Origin of the sequence: Pseudofulvimonas gallinarii (genome assembly GCF_004343305.1) — a bacterium.
GTDB classification, from domain to species: Bacteria; Pseudomonadota; Gammaproteobacteria; order Xanthomonadales; family UBA2363; genus Pseudofulvimonas; species Pseudofulvimonas gallinarii.
On record NZ_SMAF01000009.1, the window covers coordinates 21,813 to 43,185 of the forward strand.

General features: G+C 67.1%; 15 protein-coding genes, 1 tRNA gene and 2 pseudogenes. 8 read left to right on the forward strand and 10 right to left on the reverse strand.

What is annotated here, in order from left to right; genetic code table 11:
* The first annotated feature begins 452 nt into the window (after positions 1-452).
* The 4 genes from EDC25_RS07955 (at position 453) to EDC25_RS07970 (ending at position 5,953) form a co-directional block, all read left to right on the forward strand.
* The gene (locus EDC25_RS07955; protein ID WP_123521550.1) at positions 453-1,736 is read left to right on the forward strand and encodes a hypothetical protein; all 1,284 of its coding nucleotides are present in this window, start codon (positions 453-455) and stop codon (positions 1,734-1,736) included.
* 543 nt (positions 1,737-2,279) lie between these two features.
* Positions 2,280-3,281 carry a hypothetical protein gene (locus EDC25_RS07960; protein ID WP_132577393.1) on the forward strand — a complete coding sequence of 334 codons (1,002 nt, stop codon included), beginning with the start codon at positions 2,280-2,282 and terminating at the stop codon, positions 3,279-3,281.
* Positions 3,282-3,380: 99 nt separating this feature from the next.
* On the forward strand, positions 3,381-4,637 hold the full coding sequence (locus EDC25_RS07965; protein ID WP_123521548.1) for a hypothetical protein: 1,257 nt from the start codon (positions 3,381-3,383) through the stop codon (positions 4,635-4,637).
* Positions 4,638-4,726: 89 nt separating this feature from the next.
* Positions 4,727-5,953, forward strand: coding sequence for a hypothetical protein (locus tag EDC25_RS07970; RefSeq protein WP_123521547.1), 1,227 nt, complete (start codon positions 4,727-4,729; stop codon positions 5,951-5,953).
* A 33-nt stretch (positions 5,954-5,986) separates the two neighbouring features.
* On the opposite strand, the gene EDC25_RS07975 is transcribed toward EDC25_RS07970, so the two are convergent.
* On the reverse strand, positions 5,987-9,160 hold the full coding sequence (locus EDC25_RS07975; RefSeq protein ID WP_123521552.1) for an efflux RND transporter permease subunit: 3,174 nt from the start codon (positions 9,158-9,160) through the stop codon (positions 5,987-5,989).
* A gap of 7 nt (positions 9,161-9,167) precedes the next feature.
* Positions 9,168-10,001: pseudogene (locus EDC25_RS07980) on the reverse strand (efflux RND transporter periplasmic adaptor subunit); the annotation flags it as partial.
* On the opposite strand from EDC25_RS07980, the gene EDC25_RS15015 reads away from it, so the two are divergent.
* On the forward strand, positions 9,993-10,268 hold the full coding sequence (locus EDC25_RS15015; protein WP_132577395.1) for a hypothetical protein: 276 nt from the start codon (positions 9,993-9,995) through the stop codon (positions 10,266-10,268). The pseudogene EDC25_RS07980 and the gene EDC25_RS15015 overlap by 9 nt on opposite strands.
* A 59-nt stretch (positions 10,269-10,327) precedes the next feature.
* On the opposite strand, the gene EDC25_RS07990 is transcribed toward EDC25_RS15015, so the two are convergent.
* The 5 genes from EDC25_RS07990 to EDC25_RS08010 form a co-directional block, all read right to left on the reverse strand.
* Positions 10,328-11,608: a TolC family protein gene (locus EDC25_RS07990; protein ID WP_132577396.1), complete on the reverse strand. Its 1,281-nt coding sequence runs from the start codon at positions 11,606-11,608 to the stop codon at positions 10,328-10,330.
* A 77-nt stretch (positions 11,609-11,685) separates the two neighbouring features.
* Positions 11,686-12,039, reverse strand: coding sequence for a hypothetical protein (locus EDC25_RS07995; protein ID WP_132577397.1), 354 nt, complete (start codon positions 12,037-12,039; stop codon positions 11,686-11,688).
* An 85-nt stretch (positions 12,040-12,124) separates the two neighbouring features.
* Positions 12,125-12,595, reverse strand: coding sequence for a bacterioferritin (bfr, locus tag EDC25_RS08000; RefSeq protein WP_123520711.1), 471 nt, complete (start codon positions 12,593-12,595; stop codon positions 12,125-12,127).
* A gap of 126 nt (positions 12,596-12,721) precedes the next feature.
* Positions 12,722-12,925: a (2Fe-2S)-binding protein gene (locus EDC25_RS08005; protein WP_123520712.1), complete on the reverse strand. Its 204-nt coding sequence runs from the start codon at positions 12,923-12,925 to the stop codon at positions 12,722-12,724.
* A 70-nt stretch (positions 12,926-12,995) separates the two neighbouring features.
* Positions 12,996-13,556: an RNA pyrophosphohydrolase gene (locus EDC25_RS08010; RefSeq protein ID WP_123520713.1), complete on the reverse strand. Its 561-nt coding sequence runs from the start codon at positions 13,554-13,556 to the stop codon at positions 12,996-12,998.
* Positions 13,557-13,673: 117 nt separating this feature from the next.
* On the opposite strand from EDC25_RS08010, the gene EDC25_RS08015 reads away from it, so the two are divergent.
* Positions 13,674-13,750, forward strand: a tRNA-Met gene (locus EDC25_RS08015).
* A gap of 179 nt (positions 13,751-13,929) precedes the next feature.
* Here the strand turns inward: EDC25_RS08015 and EDC25_RS08020 are convergent.
* Positions 13,930-17,577: a S8 family serine peptidase gene (locus EDC25_RS08020; RefSeq protein WP_132577398.1), complete on the reverse strand. Its 3,648-nt coding sequence runs from the start codon at positions 17,575-17,577 to the stop codon at positions 13,930-13,932.
* Between the two features lie 414 nt (positions 17,578-17,991).
* Positions 17,992-18,973 (reverse strand): annotated as a pseudogene (locus EDC25_RS08025) (IS5 family transposase).
* A gap of 584 nt (positions 18,974-19,557) precedes the next feature.
* Here EDC25_RS08025 and EDC25_RS08030 point away from each other — a divergent pair.
* A complete protein-coding gene (locus EDC25_RS08030) occupies positions 19,558-19,902 on the forward strand; it encodes a BON domain-containing protein (RefSeq protein ID WP_123520716.1) in 345 nt (114 codons plus the stop codon).
* A 62-nt stretch (positions 19,903-19,964) separates the two neighbouring features.
* The gene (locus tag EDC25_RS08035; RefSeq protein ID WP_123520717.1) at positions 19,965-20,162 is read left to right on the forward strand and encodes a CsbD family protein; all 198 of its coding nucleotides are present in this window, start codon (positions 19,965-19,967) and stop codon (positions 20,160-20,162) included.
* 428 nt (positions 20,163-20,590) lie between these two features.
* On the opposite strand, the gene EDC25_RS08040 is transcribed toward EDC25_RS08035, so the two are convergent.
* Positions 20,591-21,364 carry an SDR family oxidoreductase gene (locus EDC25_RS08040; RefSeq protein WP_123520718.1) on the reverse strand — a complete coding sequence of 258 codons (774 nt, stop codon included), beginning with the start codon at positions 21,362-21,364 and terminating at the stop codon, positions 20,591-20,593.
* Positions 21,365-21,373 lie beyond the last annotated feature (9 nt).

The window sequence follows — 21,373 nt, forward strand, 5'->3', positions numbered from 1 at the left end:
GGGCCGTTCGCGCCCGCACCGGTGCCGGTGATAGGTTTTCCGCGGCTCTCCCGCTTACCTGGATGAGGCCCGGACTGGTCCCTCCGTGACCGGCCCACGGCGACATCCAGGTAGCCACATGAAGTCCCAGCCACCCCTGCCGTACGGGCAATACGGCCCGGCACATGCGCCGACTCCGGACGCCGGTCGCCATCCCGGTCCCCAGCGGCCTGCGGCGACCCACGGCTGCAGCCCTGAGCCGACCGGGCCGGGCGCGTCCTTTGCATCCACGCTGGCCGCCGCGCAGCCCCGCGGTCCCGGCCTTGCCCGTCCACCTCGTGCCCGGGTTTCCGGCCCGGCAGTCCGCCGCCCGCGCTGTTCCGCTCGCGGCGCCCTGCACGCGCATTCCCGTCCACTGGGATGCGGACGGAACCGGATGCCCGTCTCCCTTGGCGACCACAAGTGAGGATCCCATGAAATCCCTGCGCTCGAACTCCAATCCCTCCACCCTGCGCCGCAGCAGCCGGCTGGTTGTTCCACTGCTGTTGGCCGTGGCCGGCAATGCCGGTGCCGTGGTCGACACCATCATCAATTTCGAGTCCTTTCCGCCGGAACTCGAGCTTCTCCCGGGGCAGGTCCACAACGAAAACGGATTCACGCTGCAGGTCGTGTCGCCCGGTTCCTCCTTCTGGATCCAGCCGTGGGGCGATCCTGACAACGTGCTGGCCATCGCGCCGTTTTCCGCCATCGGCACGGGCGACACGCTGGCCATCCGCCACGCGTCAGACCGGCCGTTCCGTTTCATCGCCTACGACTTCCGGTCCGGCGACGACCTGCCCTCCGATACGGTCGACCTGGTCGGCCTGCGGAATGGAGAGCAGACCGAACTCGTCGCCAACCTGCAAAGTGCCAGCTCTGGCTGGGTGACCCGGGCAGGCGAATTCCACGGCCGCATCGACACCCTGCACATCGTCGGCGTCCAACCGCAACAGGCCATGCTGCTTCTGGACAACCTGCAACTGGAGAAACCGCTGGAGGAGATCTTCCTCCACAGTGGCCCCGCCAGACTGGCGATTCCGGCGCCGGGCCTGGACGGCCTTCACCCCGCCGGTTTCATTACCCTGCTCGAGGCTCCGCTCGACACCCGGCACGCCTATGCGACCGGCTGGTTCATCCGCACGGATGCCGATACCACGCAGGTCCGGCAACCGGCTCCCGATGTCGCCGTATCCTCCGGCAACGTTGCCAATTTCCAGTGGCATTCGGTTGGCGCCGCCGGGCTGCAGGCGTGGCAGTCCGTCGTCCTGCATGCGGATCCCGGGGCGCCGGACAATGGCGGCATATGGATCCGCTGGATACTGAGGTTGACCAACCCGACCAGCACCGATCTAACGGTCGACGTCTTCGCCTACGCCGACCAGACACCCTTCGGCAGCTACGACGTATCCGCCGACCTCATGCGCGGCAATGACTGGCTTCGCGCGTTCCACGACAAGGGCTACATGGATTTCCATGGCGTCGATGCCGACCTTTACCGGGTGGCGCCCTATCCGGACCTGGCGGTGGACCTCAATGACGATGCCCTGGACCTGGACAACTCGGGTACGCCCTTCCAGGGCGACTACACCGCCGCCTTCCAGTGGCAGAAGCGCCTGCTGCCGGCGAACGGTCAGCTGACCTTCGAATGGATGCAGACGCTCAACCTGCCGGCGACCGTCGACACCCTGTTCGCGGACGGCTTCGAGAGCATCCACTAACGAAGCAGCGCGGGTCCTCCGGGCCCGGAAATGAGGGACGGGCGGGAGACGGCGGATGCCCGCCAGCCCGGATACCCGACGCGTGCACCCAACCGGTGCCGGACCCTTCCGACCGTCACCGACTTTTCCTGCAAGATCAATATTTTGCTGATGATGCCAGCATCGGATGGACGCCTCGGGCGCGCTACCGGCCCGGATTTTTCCTTGACTTCCCGAATCGATGCCATAAGTTTGTGATTCACATCACATTCTGTGGCAGACTCAGGGGGAATCCGTGAAAAAGCATTCCCATGGCGGGCGGACGGTCGCCTCACGCGCGTTTGCCGCCCTTCTGGCGGCAGGCCTGTTCCTGCCCGCCGCTGCATCCCTTGCCGCTCAAAGAGCCATCGGCTTTGATCCTTTCCGTTCACCAATGCGCCTGTGCCCGACGGCCAGGGTCATACGGAGGGCCGGTTCAACATCCGGGTGGAACCGGGCGAGTCATTCGCAATCGGATCAGGGAATCCCGGCAAGGGACTGGTCGTCGGGCCGGCGAGTCCGGTCGTGCCGGGCGACACCCTGGTGATCACCCACGTCGACGGACATCCATTCAAGATCCACTCGTTCGATCTTTATGCCCCGTACGGATCGCCCTCCGACGCAGTCGACATCATCGGCAGGCTCAATGGCGTTCAGACGGAGATCCTCGCCGGTGTCAGTACCTCGAGCCACGAATGGGCGACCCGTCCCAGTGGATTCAACGGTTACATCGACGAGCTGAGAATCGTCGGCGCCACGCCCGACGCCGACTCGCTCTACCTTGACAACCTCGTCGTGGAAGGGGAATCCATTCCGCCGCTCGGCGAGATCGTCCATGGCGCGTCGCGGATGGTGTTCCGCGCAGAAGGCCTGGACGACTGGGCGGATGGCGGATTCGGCCACTCACTGGAGTTCCCGGTCGGCGTCGATCATGCCATCGAGTCGGGCTGGTTCCTGCGCACGGGATCCGACACCAGCCAGGTGCGCCAGCCTGGGCCCGATACCGCCGAATACCATGGCGACAGCGCGACCTTTACCTGGGCCGATGTCGGCGCTGCAGGGCTGTCGGCCACGCTGACGGTCACCCTCCGGGACAGCTCGCCCGGTCTCCTCGGCACGCGGGGTTCGGCAAACTGGACGTTGACCCTGTCCAATCCTTCCGGAACACCGGAGGTCGTGAACCTGTTCGCCTATTCCGACCTGATCCCCGACGGCAGCATGAAAGTGGAAGCGGACCTGGTCAGGGATTACGACTGGCTGCGCGCCACAAGCGGGATGACGGAGGTCGAGTTCTTCGGCCGCGGCGCCGACGGTTACCAGGTCACCGCGTGGTCCGACCTTCTCGACCTGCTGAACTCGGTGACGACCACGCTCGACAACTCCGGCACGCCGTTTATCGGGGATTTCACGGCCGCGTTCCACTGGCAGGACCGGCCGCTGCCGGCGAATGGAAGCGTGACCTTCAACTGGGTCCACTCCGTCAACGAGCTGGCTGGTGACCGCCTGTTCGGCAATGGATTCGAATAGCGACCCTGACCGCGATCCGGCCAGGAGGGGAATGCCGCAGGCGGCGACCAGATCGACTTCCACGCTGCAGGCATCCGTCCGCACCTCGGAGGAACGAAGATGAAGAAGCGCAGCAATACCCCAGGACAACGCGCCGGCCGGCCCGCTTTCGCCGCGACGGCGCTCTTTCTGGCAACGGCCGCCCCGGTCCAGGCACAAACCATCATCGGTTTCGAAGGCATGCCCACGGGGCAATTGATGGTGGACCAGACCGAAACCGAACAGGGTTACGCGTTTACGAATGTCTGGGGCGACCAGTTCGACATCATCGACGAAAACATCTCCAACCAACTGCTGGCGATCGGCCAGTATGGCGCAGTCGCCCAGGGCGACGTTCTGGTGGTGCGCAGGGAAGACGGCCGGCCCTTCTGGTTCGACCGCTTCGATCTGCGCTCTGCCAGTAGCTACCACTCCGACTCCATCGATATGGTCGGATACATCGCCGATACGCTCATATTCGCTCTTGCAGAGGTGAACACAAACACCTCCGCGTGGTTGACCCGCCCCAGTGGATTCGGCGCACCAATCAGCGAGCTGCACCTGGTGGGCGCGACGGCAGGGCAGATGGCGCTGTACCTGGACAACTTCGTGTTCCGGGCAACAGCAGGTGGTGGGACGATCACGGATGGCGGCGCACGGGTGCACTTCAGTGATTTCGGCGTCGTCGGATATGCCGAGGGTGGATTCAATGTGCGGCTGGAATTTCCCGCAGGCCTCAACCATGGCTACGAGGTCGGCTGGTTCCTGCGCACCGGACCGGATCCGGCGCAGGTACGGCAGCCGATCCCGGACAGCGCGACTTATGAAAGCGACACTGCGACCTTCACCTGGTCCGGCGACGGCATCGGCGGCCTGACGGCGCAACTGGTAGTGGTCATCGAAGACACTTCGCCCGCGCAGGTGGGTTCCAGCGGCGCCAGCCGCTGGACCCTGACGCTCGGGAATCCGGACGCCGAGCCCAGGACGGTGAATCTCTTTGCGTATACCGACATCGACGCGGACGCCAGCACCGACAACACCGCGGTGCTTGCCCAAGCCAATGAGCGGATCCAGGTGACCGGGCCAGCCCACAGCATCATCGACATACACGGCATAGGGGCCGACCGTTACCAGGTGGAAGCCCACCCGGGCCTGCTCTCACTGCTCGCAACCGACTTCCTCACACTGCAGAACACCGGACTGCCGATGACGGGCGACTACACGGGTGCCCTGCAATGGCAGGATCGGTCAGTGCCCGCCAAGGGCACCCTGACCTTCGAATGGACGATCTCGGCGACCACCGCTGACATCCTCTTCATCAACGGTTTCGAAGGCTGATTCCCTCCCTGTAGTCGGCGCCGGGTCCTGGAGTGCGCCACCCCGGCGCGGCCTTCGCTAGACTGCGCGGCAACCTTCAAGTCGCCGCAATGACCCGTCGCCTTCTCCTGACTTCCGCGCTGGCAGCACTTTGCCTGGCGGCCACGCTTGCGCTGTTCCTCACGCGCGGCTGGGTTCATCTGGGCGTACCGCATTTCCATCCGGAGCTGCGCCCTTTCACCGACACCAAGGCGCATCTGGAAACCGCGGCGGGTTGCCGCATCGGCCTCGGCGAATGGCAGGGCTCGGCCTGCTTCGTGCCCGATGCCGTCACGGTGCCGCGCGCGCAGACCTACCAGCCCTGGCTGTTCCTCCATGACCTCGGCCTGCTGCCGTACCAGCATTACAGCGTCGTGGCCTGGGTCATGATCGTCCTGTTCTGGCTGGCGTATGCGCGACTGGCGGCACCCGACGGGCCGCGGCAAGCCCTGGTCGCCCTGCTGGTCGCGCTCACCGCAGGCGTGCAGCTGGGCGTCGAGCGCGGCAATTTCGACCTGTTCGTGTTCGTGCTGATGGCGATGGCGGCACTGGCGTTGCCACGGCGCAGACGCGCCGGATTCGCTGTCGGCACCGCGCTCCTGGCCTTCGCCACCGCGCTGAAGCTGTACACCGGCGCGGCGACACTGTTGAGCTGGCTGGCGGCAAGGCAATGGCACTGGCGCGCGGCTGCCATCAGCGCACTGATGCTGGCCGCGGCGATCGCGATCGTCGGGCCCGCCGAGCTGCTGGCCCTGGGCGCGGAAGCGCCGGAAGGCGCGACACGCTTTTCCACCGGCATTCCGTGGCTGGCACAGGCACTGGGTTGGCCGGCGGCGCTCGCGCTGGCATCCGTCGCGGCGCTGTCGGCCGGCGTCCTGTGCTGGCGTCGATGCGTCCCGCTTTACGCAGCCCTGTCCAGGCTGCCGCCGGCCAGCCGCACGGCGCTGCACCTCAGCGCCTTCAGCGCGGTGCCACTGTTCGCGCTCAAGGCCAGCTACGACTACCGTTTCGTGATCTGGCTGCCGGCCGTCCTGTGCCTGCTGAAGCTGGCGTCGCTCCCGGGCGCGCGCGGCATCGGTGCGCTGAGCGTCGTGCTGTTCTTCCTAGCCGCCGGCATGGAACTGCCGCTGTCTCAGATCGAGCACTGGTCGCAGACGTCGCTCGACTTCGCCGCGTCCGGGACCGTGCAAGGCCTGGTGTTGCTGAAACAGTTGTCGGCATTGCTGCTGGCGGCCTTGATCGGCTCGCTCAGCTTGGTCGATCTGTACGGCACGTATCGGCAGCGAAGTACCGCCTGACGGGTCCGTGCGCCGGCACGGACCCGCCGCGTATCATCGGGCGCCAGTCGCGATCCGGCGACGATGCAGCAGCCGGAACAGTGCCGGCAGCACCAGTAGCGTCAACAATGTCGCGCTGACAATGCCGCCAACCACTACCGTCGCCAGCGGACGTTGCACCTCGCTGCCGGCACCGACGTTGAAGGCCATCGGCACGAAGCCCAGTCCCGCCACCAGCGCCGTCATCAGAACCGGCCGCAGCCGCGATGCGGCACCGTCGAGCACGGCCTGCGCCAACGGCACGCCCTGGGCGAGCAGTCGCCGGAACACGCTGACCATCACCACGCCGTTGAGCACGGCCACACCGCTCAGCGCAATGAACCCGACTCCGGCCGAGATCGACAACGGCAATCCCCGCAGCCACAGCGTCAATACGCCGCCAGTCAAGGCCAACGGCACGCCGGAGAAGATCACCAGCGCATCGCGCAGTGATCCGAAGGCCATGAACAGCAACGCGAAGATGCCGGCCAGCGTCAGTGGCACCACCCACATCAGGCGCTGGCTGGCAGAAAGCATTTGCTCGAAGCGACCACCGAGCCCCAGCCAGTAACCCGAGGGCAGGGCCAGCCGCGTATCCAGTTGTGCGCGGAGATCGGCGACAAACCCGCCGAGGTCGCGATCGCGCACGTTGGCGGTGACGACGACGCGGCGCTTGCCGTTCTCCCGATTGACCTGGCTGGGGCCGATGCGCTCGCGGAGCGTCGCGACTTCGCGCAGCGGCAGCGCGCGCGGCGCACCCGCAGGCGACGTAGCGAAGCGCGCCTGCTCGTCCAGTTCGCGCGTCACCGGCAAGGGCACGGGCAGGTCGCCGAAGCGCGCGCTGTCGCCTCGCAGCGATTCCGGCAGTCGCACCACGATGTCGAAACGCCGGTCGCCGTCGTACAGCACACCGGCCGGTTCGCCACCGATGGCGGTGCCGACCAGGTCCTGCACGGCGCCGGCGTTCAGTCCGTAGCGTGTCAGCGCCTCGCGATCGGGTTCGATCTCCAGCACCGGCAGGCCGCCGACTTCCTCGGCGCGCACATCGGCCGCGCCGGGCACTGCGGCGACAATCGCGGCGATGTCGTCACCCAGGCGTGACAGCTGCGCCATGTCGTCGCCGTAGACCTTGACCGCGACATCGGCGCGCACGCCCGAGATCAGTTCATTGAAGCGCATCTGGATCGGCTGCGTGAACTCGTAGTTGTTGCCGGGCATCGCCTCGGCCAGCGCGCGCAGTTCGTCCTGCAGCGCCACCCGCGTCTTGCGAGGGTCCGGCCACTCCTCGCGGGGTTTCAGCATGATGAAGGTATCCGCCACCGAGGGCGGCATCGGATCGGTCGCCACTTCCGGCGTGCCGATCCTGCTGAAGATGTGCGCGACTTCCGGCAGCCGTGCAAGCTGCGCTTCCAGCTGCAACTGCATGTCCACCGACTGTCCCATGCCGGTGCCGGGAATTCGCAGCGCGTGCATCGCGACGTCGCCTTCATCGAGGTCGGGAATGAACTCGCTGCCCAGCCGCGTTGCCAGCAGCGCACAGGCGGCGACGAACAACGCCGCCAGCGGCAGCACCAGCCAGGGCCGGCGCAGTGACCAGGCCAGTACCGGGACATAGCCGCGCCGTGCCACCTTCATGACCGCATTGTCGTGTTCGCCGACACGGCCGGTCAGGAACGTGGCGACCGCCGCCGGCACGAAAGTCAGCGACAGCACCATCGCCGCCGCCAGCGCCAGCACCACGGTGAAGGCCATCGGGTGGAACATCTTTCCCTCGACACCGGAGAGCGCGAAGATCGGGATGTACACCGCGGCGATGATGCCGACGCCATACAGCGACGGCCGGATCACTTCGACGGTCGCCGAAGCCGCAACTTCCTGGCGTTCATCGCGCGTCAGCGTGCGCGCCAGTCGCGCCTGCATTTCGCCGAAGTGGCGCAGGCAGTTCTCGATGATGATGACCGCGCCATCGACGATCAGGCCGAAATCGAGCGCACCCAGGCTCATGAGGTTGCCGGAGACGCCACCTCGAACCATGCCGGCCATGGTCGCCAGCATCGCCAGCGGGATGATCGCGGCGGTGATCAGCGCGGCGCGGATATTGCCGAGCAGCAGGAAAAGCACCGTGATCACCAGCAGTGCGCCCTCGGCCAGGTTGCGACCCACCGTGCCGATGGTGCGGTCGACCAGCGCGGTACGGTCGTACACGGCACGCACGCGCACGCCTTCGGGCAGGCTGGCCTGCACCTGGTCAAGCCGCCGCGCACTGGCGCGCGCGACCTCGCGGCTGTTGCCGCCGACCAGCATGACCACCGTGCCGAGCACGACCTCGCGGCCATCCATGGTCGCGGCGCCCGTGCGCAGCTCGAGGCCTTCGCCGACCCCGGCGACATCGCGCACGCGGATCGGCACGCCTTCGCGGCGGTCGAGCACGATCGCGCCGATGTCGTCCACCGACTGCACCTGCCCCGGCGCCCGCACCAGCAACTGCTGGCCATGCCGCTCGATGTAGCCGGCGCCGACATTGCGGTTGTTCGCGGCAACGGCGGTGACGACGTCGTGCAGCGAAAAGCCCAGCGCCGTCAGTCGGAGAGGATCGGGCGTGACATGGATCTGCCGCGCGTAGCCGCCGATGCTGTTGACCTCGGTGACGCCCGGCACGCCGCGCATCTGTGGCCGCACCACCCAGTCCTGCAGCGTGCGCAGGTCGGTGGGCGTCCACGGCTCGCCGTCTTCGCGCAGCGCGCCGGCCTCCGCTTCCACGGCGTAGGTGAAGATCTCGCCGAGTCCGGTGGCGACCGGCCCCAGTGCCGGCTCGACGCCGGGCGGCAGCTGGTTGCGCACCGCCTGCAGTCGCTCGGCGACCTGCTGGCGCGCGAAGTAGATGTCGGTGTCGTCGTCGAATACCACGGTCACCTGCGACAGCCCGTAACGGGACAGTGAGCGCGTGTGGTCCAGTCCCGGCATGCCTGCCAGCGCCGACTCGATGGGTGCGGTGATGCGTTGTTCCGCTTCCTGCGGTGAATAGCCCGGCGCTTCTGTGTTGACCTGCACCTGCACGTTGGTGATGTCGGGCACGGCGTCGATGGGCAGGCGCAGCGCGCTGTGCACGCCGAGCGCGACCAGTGCCCCGGTCAGCGCCAGCATCAGCCAGCGATGGCGGATCGCGGCATGGATGATGCGTTCGAGGATGCCGCGCTCAGTGCTCATGCGCGGCACCCGCCTTCTCGATGTCCGCCTTCACCAGGAAGCTCTGCGCGACCACCACGAGCTCGCCCGCGCCGATGCCTTCAAGCACTTCGGCGTGCTGGCCGTCGCGGCCGCCGAGGATGACGACGCGTGCCACGTATTGGTCGCCGTCCTGCACGAAGACGACGTCTTCATCGTCCATGCGCTGCAGCGCGGCCAATGGCACGACATGATCTGCCACGCGTTCGGATACCGTGACCGCGGCGCGCACCGCCGTGCCCGGGCGCCAGCGCCCGTCGCTGTTGGCGATGCGCGCGCGCGCCACCGTGCTCTGGCTGGCCGTCGCCGCGCCCGGCAACACGCGTTCCAGCTGCGATGTCGCTCGGGCACCATCCGAGAGCCGCTCGATGCGCACCGGCATGCCGACGCCGACGTGGTCGGCATCGGCGCCGAACAGGTGCAGGTCGACCCAGAGTTCATCGAGGTCGGCGATCTCGAACAGCACCTGTTCGCCGGCCAGATCGCCGACGGTGACCGGCCGCGACAGGATCGTGCCGGCGATCGGAGCCGCCACGTCGTAGCGGCTGAGGCTGAGGTTGCTCTCGACGCTGGCCAGGCGCTGACCGGCGCGGACGCGGTCGCCGACGTCCACGTGCACCGCGCGCACCGGCCCCGGGAACCGCGCCACGACGCGGGCGACCTTGCCGTCCACCGGTACCAGCAGGCCCTGCATGTGGTGTTCGTCACGCAGCGTTCCCGATCGCACCGGTTCGGAACGCAGGCCGACCCGTGCCGCCATGGCGGCCGGAATGCGGGTGCGGCGGGATTCGCCTTCGTGAGCGGGCCCGTCGTGGTGCGGGTCGCCGTCACCCGCGTTGTCGCCGATAGTGTGAGCGTGCCGGTCGCGGTCGTCGCGATGGTCATCGTGGTCGTGACCAATGCGGCCGGGGCTTCGACCGCCTGCACGGCCGTGCTCTTCGCCGTCATGGCCAGGATCATCGCCGCGAACAGCGGCTGCGCCCGACTCCTGTCGACCCGCCGACCCTGTACGGACGCCTTCGCCTTCGTGGCGGGAGCAACCAGCGGCCAGCACCAGCGCCAGCGCCATTGACAATGCCATGGACAATGCGATCGACAATGCGCTCGAAAAGGCGATCGATAGGGCGCGGATCATGGTGTCACTCCGGTGGCGCCTTCGGCTTCGACGATGAAGGGTTGCGCCGTCAGGCGCTGGATTTCGATGAGCGCCCGACGCGCATCCAGCGCCGACGCCAGCCGCTCGTTCTGCAGGCTGACGATGTCGGCCTGCACCTGCGCCCATTCCAGCCAGGGCAAAGCACCGGCACGGAAGGCGACCTCGGCTGCCTGCTCGGTCCGCCGCAGCAGCGGCATCAGCTCGCTGTCGATGCGCTGCACGTCGCTGCGCGCGCCGACATAGCGACCATGCGCTTCGAGCAGCGCCGCGCGCAGGGCGACGTCCTCGACTTCCCGCTCGATGGACAGCGCCGCCAGTTCGGCACGCGCGGCGCGCACGCCGGTTTCCGCGCGGGCGCGGCTGCCGAGCGGAATGCCGATGGCGGCCACCAGCGCCACGTCGCCTTCGGCCTGCAGCCGCCGCACGCCCACCTGCCAGTCGATGTCCGGCGTGCGCCGGGTTTCCGCAAGGCGCAACCGTGCCTCGCGGACGCGCGCCTCGTCGGCGAAGCGCTGCAGTGCCGGCGTGGTGTCGATCAACGTCAGGAGGCTGTCGACTGCGGGGATGTCCGGCAGCTGCGTGATGACGCCTACCGTCGCCGGCGGATCATCGCGGTCGGTGCCGCGCCAGAGCAGCGCCAGCCGTCGCCAGGCCGCGCCGGCGTCGACGCTCGCACGCTCGTGCGCCAGCTGCGCCCTGACAACCGCCGCTTCCGCCGCCAGTGCCGATGATTCCGGCGCGCCCCCGATGCGATGGCGCTGTCGAGCCACCTGCACCGTACGCTCGCGCAAGGCGATGCCTTCTTCGGCAATCGCCTTGCGTGCCTGTGCGTCGGCCAGGTCCAGGTAACGCCGGGCGACTTCCGCCAGCAGGTCCAGGCGCCGGGCTTCGCGTTCCAGCGCGAGCGCATCGATGCGGGCGCTGGCAAGCAGCTGCCGCGCCTCACGCTTGCCACCGCGCTCCAGCACCGACGACAGGCTCAGTGAAACCTCCGCCCGCCTGATACCCGCGTGGTCGCCCGTGCCGATCGCGTTTTCCACGTCGGCCAGCATGCGCAGCGGCGGCCGGAATACCGCCTCGTCGCGCTCGGCGTCGAGACGCTCACGTTGCCTGTCGTACAGCCGCAACGCCGGGTGCGCCGCGGCGACTCGCGCTACGGCCTCGTCGAGCGTGAGCGACGACGATTCAGGGGGCAAGGCAAAAACCGGTCCCGGCAGGGACACAAGGACGGCGAACGCCGCCGAGATTCGAAACATGGATACCACTCCGTCATGAAGCCGACAGGTCTCAGCCGTGATCGCTGATCACGGCCGGCAACGGGAATTGACCGGACTCAGACGGAGATGGGTGGGCGGAACAGGAGGCTTGAAGGCGCCTCGGGCGGGCCGAGGGCGGACGCCGGGATCAATGCCGCCGCTGGCGCGGGTGGCAAATGCAATGCAACGGCGGGCCCGGTCGCCGGCACGTGCTGGCAGTGGTGGCCGGCATGGAACAGCACATGCCAGCTGTCGGTGTCCTGTTCGGGATGGCTGTCGGCATCGTCCACGGCATGACCGTGCAGCGCCGCTTCGACCACATGTCCGGCATCGTGCAGCTGGCAGGCGACCGCCACGACGCCCTGCAGCAACAGTGCGAACACCGCGAGCAGGGCGGGCAGTCGGGACGTCGGACGGCGGAACCGGGACATGTCGGCAGCCTAGCGGCCGCGCGCGGCGCGCACAAGGCAGACGCTGGCGAGACTGCGCAGCCGGTGCACGCCCGAGCAGCCGACGCTAGTCCTCGATCTTGGACTGAAGGTAATTGGCCAGGCCGATGCGCTCGATCAGGTCGAGCTGGGTTTCCAGCCAGTCGATGTGCTCTTCCTCGTTCTCGAGGATCTCCTCCAGCAGCTCGCGGCTGACGTAGTCGCCGACCTGTTCGCACCAGGCGATGCCTTCGCGCAGGTCCGGCAGGCCGCGCATTTCCAGGTCGAGATCGCAGGTCAGCACTTCCTGCGGCGTTTCGGCGATCGACAGCTTGCCGAGGTTCTGCAGATTGGGCAGGCCTTCGAGGAACAGGATGCGCTCGATCAGGCGATCGGCGTGCTTCATCTCGTCGATGGATTCCTCGTACTCGTGCTCGGCCAGTTCCTTCAGGCCCCAGTTCTTCAGCATGCGCGCATGCAGGAAATACTGGTTGATCGCGACCAGCTCGTTGTAGAGGACCTTGTTGAGAAATCCGATGACCTTGGGGTCGCCCTTCATGGCCGCGCTCCGGTTGCCTGTGACGCGGGAAGGTTAAGCCAAGCCGGCGGATGGCGCCTGAAAGAGAATGCAAATGGCACGCATGAGCGTGCCAGGGTGGTCAGCGCGGAGGGTGAAGCGGCGCGCTCAGGCGGCGATGGCGACGCCCATCCGGCCGTTGGCGGAGGGCGAGGCCGACTCCTGGAGGATCTGCTCGGCCAGCTCGACACAGGCGCCGCATCCACCGCCGCAGCCGGTGCGCATTGTCAGCTCGCCAACACAGCTCACGCCCTGGGCGGCCGCCTCGCGGACGGCACGGTCGGTGACAGCGTTGCAGATGCAGACGTACATGGCTTGGCGCTCCAGCCCCGGAGAGTGATCGGTCGGGGTGGCGCCATTGAATCGTGAATGAGAATGATTGTCAACCGCTTGCAATGCCGGTCCGCGGACGGGCATTCAGGCGACCGAAATGCAGCGGCCCGCGGGCATCGGCGACCGGCCGTGGCGTGTAGCCGGCCAGCGGCGCCAGCTGCGACAGCGCCTTGGCGTAGACCTGGCGCTTGAAATGGACGACATGCTGCAGCGGATACCAGTAGTCGACCCAGCGCCAGAGATCGAATTCCGGGCGCTCGCCGCCGCCGTCGAGGCGGACGGCGGTGTCGTCGGCAAGCAGGCGGAGCAGGAACCAGACCTGCTTCTGGCCGATACAGGTCAGCCGGTCGTCGCGGCGCACCTGCCGGTTCGGCAGGCGGTAACGCAGCCAGCCCGGCGTTGATCCCAGCACCTCCACGGCATCGCCCGGCAGGCCGGTTTCCTCGGCCAGCTCACGATACATGGCCTCGATCGGCGTCTCGTCCGAGTTCATCCCGCCCTGGGGAAACTGCCAGCCGTCGCGGCGGACCCGGCGCGCCCAGAACACCTGTCCCGCCTGGTTGAGCAGGATGATGCCGACATTGGGGCGATAGCCGTCCGGATCGATCACTTATCAGGTTCACCGCGTTCTACACATTCCGTGTAGCACAGCCCGCAGGGGCGGTTCAAGGCTGGCGGCCGCCAGCTTGACAGCGCACCCGCCCGCGCGGAGAATGCGCGGCCCCATGGCTATGTAGCTCAGCCGGTTAGAGCACAGCACTCATAATGCTGGGGTCGGTGGTTCGAGTCCACCCATAGCCACCAGGTCCAACCCCGCGAATCGGCGGGGTTTTTTGTGCCTGGATTCCGCGTGTCGTAACGTTGGGCGCATCCGCTCTCCGGCGCCGCCGCCTGGAATGCGCGCACGAGGTGGCAACGGCCTTTGGATATTGGATTGCCGGGCGGTGGCATCGGGTGACGCCCCCGCCCCGCGATGCCCCTGGTCACTCGAAGCCGTCGGCAAAGATGCGGTCACCGATGGCCAGCACCATGATGCGGGCCGTGCTGGCGTCGTTGCCCGCCTCGGGATCGTCGACAAAGCCCGTGACCGAGGCGTTCGTGTCCACCTTGCCGGAAGCGCTGGCATCGACGGTGGCGACGATAGCCAGCGACGGTGCGGCGACGGCGGCAGGCAGGCTGCCCGACAGTTCGCAGGTGACCTGGCCGGCCGCTTCCGCGCAGCTCCAGTGGGTGCCCAGCGGCATGCCCGGCCGGCGCGTCGAACGGAAGCCCGCATACGACAGCTCTGGCGGCAGATCGAACGTGACGACGACTTCCGGTGCAGCGTCCGGACCGTCGTTGCCGACCGTGGCAACCAGCGTGAGGTCTTCGCCGGCGACCACGGGATCTGGCGAAGCGGACAGCTCGATGCCCAGGTCCGCGGTGGCGTCCGGACCCACCGGTGCGGTCTCGGCCACCAGGCACCATTCCAGCAGCGTGCCGCTGTACAGGCTCGCCAGATCGGCGATGTTGAGGCGCCAGGTGCCGGCCAGATCGATGTCCGCGAACGTGGCCAGCGGTTCCTCTGGCTGGAAACTACCCGACAGTCCCTGCGCGGAGCCGCTGACGCATCCGTGTTCCACCGGCTTGTCCGCGGCATCGTCGAGCACGACGTCGACATTCACGCCATCGCAACCAAAAGTGGTGGCGGGCACGCCGGGACGATCGATCAGCACCGCGGCAGCGTTGCCGCCTACTTTCGACAGCTCGACGCGGGTGTCACCAACCCAGTCGTGGGCGTAGCGCAGGCTGACGCGCAAGGTCTGGACCCGTGCCGGCGTGCCGACGTGGATGTCGGCATCGACGCCGGCGGCATCGCCGTCGGGAATGGCAAGGCTGCCGGTCCAGCAGATCTCCGTGGCGGTGGTGAAGCTGGAGACGATGGAAGGGATGCTGTCGCCGCAACCGTTGCCGGCACTGACGCGCCAGTAATGGACGGTGGTGGGATCCAGCGACCCCGTCGGCGTGAAGCTGGTGCCCGGGACGGTTTCCTCAATCAGCACGTTGGTGAACGACGCATCGGTCGCCACTTCCAGGCGGTAGTTCGCCGCGCCGGGGACGCTGTCCCAGCTGAAGGTCGGTGCCAGCGCCACGTTGGCGCTGCCCGGTGCCGGCGACAGCAGGATGGGCGCAGTCGGAGCGGACGCGGCCACGGTGAGGTGGAAGGGCGCGCTGACGGTCTGTCCGCCAGCCGAGCCTTCGATTGCGATGGCATAGGTGCCGGTCGGGACCGAGGCGGTGTTGCCGATGGTCAGTGTGCTGTTGGCGGGCAGCGGGCCGACGATGGCCGGGCTGAAACTGGCCGTCGCGGCGCCCGGCAGGTTCGATGCACCGAGCGCTACCGGCTGGTCGAATCCACCGACGCCGGTCACCTTGACGTCGGTCGTCGCCTCGTCGGGCGCGCAGATCGAAGCCGCGGTCGGCATCAGCTGGACCAGGAAGCCGTCACCGAGGCTGCAGTTGTAGCAGGCCAGCGCGAAGTCCTGCCGTGGCATGCCGGGCGCATGGGGGTCCAGTGCATCCGCCGCGATGTTGGCTGCATTGACGCTGATGAGAACGCTGCCGCCGTGCTGCTCCGGACTGAGGAACACCCCTTCCAGGTTGTTGCGATCGTCCCAGTTGCCACCGGTGGCGGACCAGCCGTCGGCACCGATGACGTTGCCGTAGTACACGCCCTGTCCGGCTACGACAGTGAGGTTGAGGTCGTTGACCCAGGCCGGCGTGGTGCCGCCAAGGCCATGGCCGGGTGCATCCGTCCAGGCCAGCATGACCTGGATGGGCCGGGTCGGATCGTCGGCGACGACGGACTGCAGCCAGTCCTGTCCGGATGCGGTGAAGACGGTGGCCTGGTCGAAGAAATAGACGGCCGTGTCCGGATTGATGACCGCATCAAGGTCGAGGCGTCCGTACCCCTGGAAGCGGTCCGGCCGATGCCCCATCACGCCGCCGTCGGCGTTCTGGAAGCCCTGCAGGTTGCGCGCCGCAGCGGTAAAGGCCGCCTTCACCAGCGCCGGACTCGGCGTCACGCCTTCATGGGCGTCACGGTACTTCTCGATGAACAGCGCAACCGCGCCCGACACCACCGGCGACGCCATCGAGGTGCCGCAGGACAGCCCGTAGCTCGAAGTGCCGTTGCCGGCGCTGTCGGTATTGCAGCCCGGTGCCACCATGTGCGGAATGCGGCGACCGTCGCAGGCATTGCCATGCGCTGAGTTGCTGGACACGTTGAAGATGCCGGCCAGCTGTGCCCCCGAACCGTTCTGCAGTGAGGTGGACCCGATGGCGAACAGGTTCTTCGCTTCATCCGGCGATCCGACCGACGCCGGTGCGCAGGCGCCGCCGGCATCGCCATAGCCGTTCATGATCGACCAGACCGGCAGCACCGGTTGCGAACCCGGCATGTCGGCCAGCGCATCACGCGAGATGATGTCGATCTGCTGCGTGGGAATGTCGTAGCCCTGCGGCGTTGAAGTCGGACCCCACGAATTGTTGGTCAGTACCGCGTTGCCCAGCGCCGACTCGCGATAGATGGTGAGCATGGCGTTGGCGGCCATGCCTCCGGGCCCACCTCCACCGAGGAACGGACCATAACGCTGTGAAACCAGTTTGGCGCCGGGCGCGACGCCTTGCCCGCGCAGGAAACCGCCCAGCTGCGCATTGCTGGCGCCGGTGCCGGCAACCGCCGCACCGACATGCGTGCCGTGGTCACTGCTGCCTGCGGTACAGCTGGTCAGCGCACCGCCACCGGCTACGCAGGGGCTGCCCTGGCCGACCAGGTCCTGGTGTGTCATCAGCGTGCCGCCATCGACGATGCCGACGATCACGCCGGTGCCGTCGTAGCCTGCGCCCGCCAGCCAGGACTCGTAGCCTGGCGTGATCGTGTAGGTCGGCGCGGCACCATGTGCGCCCACCACCGACTGGTTGCTCATCTCGCCGCGCATCATCTGTTCTTCGGTCAGCGGCTCGATGTCCTGCACGGCATAGATGCCCGGCACCGAAGCGACCTCGAGGTAGCGGTCGCCGGCGACGGTGAACTGCGCGATGCTGAAACGCGTGTTGAGCGGCTCGATGAAATCGATCCGGGCACCTGTCGCGCGCAACGCAGCGCGGACCGCATCGATGTCGGCATGCCGGCTCAGCAGCGCCATCGTCGGACGCGGCGTGGCATCAAGGCTTCGATCCGCCGGACCGACGCGGAACTCGGCGACGAAGTCGCCGGACCAGCGGATCTCGGGACGCTGCGCGGCGCGACCGAGTGCTTCGCGCCCGGCCCAGACGACGTAAGTGTAGGGATGGATGTATTGCAGGACACGGACGCCTTCGTGCTCCAGCGCCGACAACCACTCCGGCCGCGTCGGTCCGATGAACTGGACAATGCGCAGGTCAGGCGTTGCCGCCAGCGCAGCGCGCGTCGAGGCGGGAACCGACTGCAGCGGATCGAACCGGTATCCACCCAGATCGAGCTCGAATGCACTGGCAGGTTCCACGCCGGTTTCCGTGGCAAGGACCGGCACCGCGGGAAGGACGCCGGCAGCAAGGCCGGCCATGGCTGTCATGAGCGCCGCCAGTGCGGCGGCAGGTCTGCGTATCACGGTTGCGGGCTCCCGAGGATGAAGACGTGCCTGTCCAAGGTTCGCAGGGTGGCAAAGCCGGCAACGGTGATGACGCGAACGCCCTGCCCGCCAATGCCTCGTGATGCAGCCATCCGCGCCGACGCCCCGTCGGCTGACTGGCAACCGGGCGCACGTCGAGGATCGCAGACCCTCCGAACCTTCCGGCCGTGAAACTACCACGCACTGCACGCGACTGCCGGAAAAGCGGGAACGCCGTTGCAGTCACCGCCCGGCCCGCCGAGGTGGCGCGTGCGCATCGCCCCCCTAAGGAAGCTCTGAACAACGCGCTCCACCCCATGGATTTCCGCGATGTTCGGCCTCGTCATCGGTTTGACGCGTGTTTGACGCATGAAAATTCCGCAGTCAGCGTGTTTTCGCACGTTGGTTTCCTTGCTACAGGCGCAACTCCCCTGTCGCCGGCAATAATTGCTTGCGTGTCATCCACAGATTCGACAACGCAAACAGCGTCGTCACCTGTGCCGCATTCTTTGCAATGCCCCGGTAGCGCACCTTCATGTAGCCGAACTGGCGCTTGATCACTCGGAACGGATGCTCGACCTTGGCACGCAGGCTCGCCTTCGCATGCTCCCAGCGCTCCGCACGCTTGCGCTCGCGTTTGTTCCCGATCGCCTTCACCTTCGAACGCTTCTCCGCGATCAGGAAACGTGCCTTCACCTTCTTCATTTCCTCACGCTTCTAAACGCCCGTGTAGCCGGCGTCGCCGCTCACGGTGTCTTCCTTGCCGTGCAACAACGCACGCACCTGCGTCACGTCCGCCACATTGGCCGCCGTGCATTCCACGTGGTGCACCAGGCCCGAGTCCTCATCCACGCCAATGTGCGCCTTCATCCCGAAGTACCACTGCTTGCCCTTCTTCGTCTGGTGCATTGCCGGGTCGCGTTCGCCATCGCTGTTCTTGGTCGACGTCGGTGCCGCGATGATCGTCGCATCCACGATGCGTGCCCGCACGCAGGCTCAAGCCCGCGCGCGATAGGTGTGCATTGACCTTGCTCAGCATCTTTGTTGCCAGGTCGTGTGTCTCCAACAAACGACGAAAGTTGAGGATCGTGGTCTCGTCCGGCACGGCATCCAGCCCGCCCAGCTGCGCGAAGCGGCGCATCACCGGCGTGTCGTGCAAGGCTTCTTCCATCGCAGGATCGCTCAATGCGTACCACTGCTGAAGGAAGTGGATGCGCAGCATCGTCGCCAAAGCGTACGGCTGACGGCCCGGACGTCCGAGCGTCGGGTAGTGCGGCGTGATCAGCTTCAACAGCGTCTGCCACGGCACCACGTGATCCATCTGGGCGAGGAATATCTCGCGCCGAGCTTGCTTGCGCTGGCTCAGGTCTTCGGCGTCACCGAACGTCAGTTGCATCACGAGGGGCCTCCAGAACAGGTGGTGCATTGTCGCGCGATGCGGGGGAGTTGTTCAGAGCCTCCCTAAGTCGTCATACCCGCGAAGGCGGGTATCCAGTGGGGCTTGCGTCGAGGCTACGTTCCCTGGATGCCCGCCTTCGCGGGCATGACGGGTCGAGGCAGCGCGGCAGCATCGGGAATGCGGCCGTTCCCCTCATTCGCCCACCCGCGCAGACCGTCAGCAACATCGCGACGTTTGCGGTCAGGTGCAGGCGCCGCGCACCGTCGTTATCGCGCAGGGACCAGACCGCGACGGGCAGTAGGTATCGAGGCTTGCGGCTCCCCTTCCACGCCCCGCTGCAGGCGCCGGTGTCGCCCTGCACGGCGCGTGATCGACGCGGAAAAGCGACTGCCGGGCACCAGTCCGCGGACAGACCGTGCGAATCGCGCGAAATGCCCGACCCGTGCACTGCAGGCTGCAAGCAGCGGTCACAACGCGCCTGTCCAAATCATTGTTTTTCCTAAGTAAACACAGTTGGCACGCCGCGTGTATTGGTACACCCGTCCTGCCGACGTGGCAGACATCCAACAAGGAGAACTGACATGACTCGCAACCCGAATCGCACTGCCCTGATTACCACCGCCACCCTGGCTGCCGCCCTGGCGTTCGGCGCTTCCGCGTTTGCCGCCGAGCCGGTCCTGGTCCAGGACGCGGGCCATGACTCCGAGCAGCCGGCCACCGACACCTGGATCACCACCAAGGTGAAGACGACCCTGCTGGCGACCGACGGCGTCACCGGCACCGACATCAACGTCAGCACCGTGAACGGCGTCGTGACGCTGGCCGGTGTCCTGGAATCGCAGGCTGCGGTGGACAAGGCCATTGAAGTTGCGCGTGACATCGAAGGCGTCGTTGACGTCGATGCCCGCGCCCTGACGGTCCGCTAAGAGCGGCCGGCAAACCTTTCCCACGTTGAACGTTCCAACGTCAAAGTCCAAGGAGACACGACATGAATGAAGATCGCATCAAGGGCAAGTGGAAGCAGCTGACCGGCACCATGAAGGAGAAGTGGGGCAAGCTGACCGACGACGACCTCCGGGTTGCCGAAGGCAATGCCGAATACCTCGCCGGCAAGGTGCAGGAACGCTACGGCCTGGCGCGTGACGCCGCCGAAGAGCAGGTCCGCGAATTCGAGCGTTCGCTCTGATCCGCGACTTCGACCGCAGCCGGTAACGCTTGCATGGCGTTACCACCCAGGATCCGCCCGGAAACGGGCGGATCGTTTTTTATGCCCCGCCATCGGCCTTCCACCAATATGGCGAGGAGGCCGCCCTGCTTCCCGCTTCCTGGAATGAGCAAAAAGTGGATTGAAGCGCCGCATGGACCCACGCCGGCCGCGAGGGGTGGGCGAATGGTGCCGCCGGGCCTTGGGCGGCCACTGGCGTTGGCGGAAGGCGACGGGCGGCACACACATTCGTGCGGATGGATGAGGCGCGGTAGACAGGGTTGTGCTTACGCATGTCTGGCGGCAGGGACATCGTGAACACAAACCCACGGGGACACCCCGATGTCACACAGGCGCGCAGGTCGGGAACGGCCGGGCCTTGGCGGCAACGGGCCAGTGGCCCGGGCGGATCAGAACCCGTGGCGCAGGAAGCCGCCGTCAACGGCGATGCATTCGCCGGTGATGTAGCTCGCCGCCGGAAGGCAGAGGAACGCGACCGCCGCCGCGACTTCCTCCGGCTCGCCGATGCGACGCATCGGCGTGTGCTCGATCACTTCGTCGTAATAGGCCGGATCGGCCAGCGGTCCACGCGTGCGGTCGGTGCGGATATACCAGGGCGCCACCGCGTTGACGCGGATGCCGTCCAGCGCCCACTCGCAGGCCAGGTTGCGCGTGAGTTGCAGTAACCCGGCCTTGGTCATGCCGTAGGGACTGCCTGTCCGAACATGCGTCATGCCGGACACCGAGGCCACGTTGACGATGCTGGACGCGCCGTGTTCGCGCAGGAACGGCTGGCACAGCCGGCTCATCTCGAAGGCGCTGACCAGGTTGGTTTCCAGCAGCCAGTGCAGTTCGTCGGCGGCATACTCCAGCGTCGGCCGGCTGCGGTTGTCGCCGACATTGTTGACGAGGATGTGCGGCGCAAGCCCGAGGTCGCGCAACCAGTCGAGGACGTCCAGGCGGCTTTCACCGTCGGCCAGGTCGGCGGCGAAACTGCGCGGCGGATTGTCAGTAAAGGATTCGGCGATCTCGGCACGCGCCGCTTCCAGCACATCCGGATCACGCGCCACCATCAGCACGTTCGCACCGAGTGCGGACAGCTCGCGCGCGCAGGCCAGGCCGATGCCACGGCTGGCACCGGTCACCAGCGCGACCTGCCCGTCCAGGCGCCAGCGCGCGGTCATCGGCAGCCG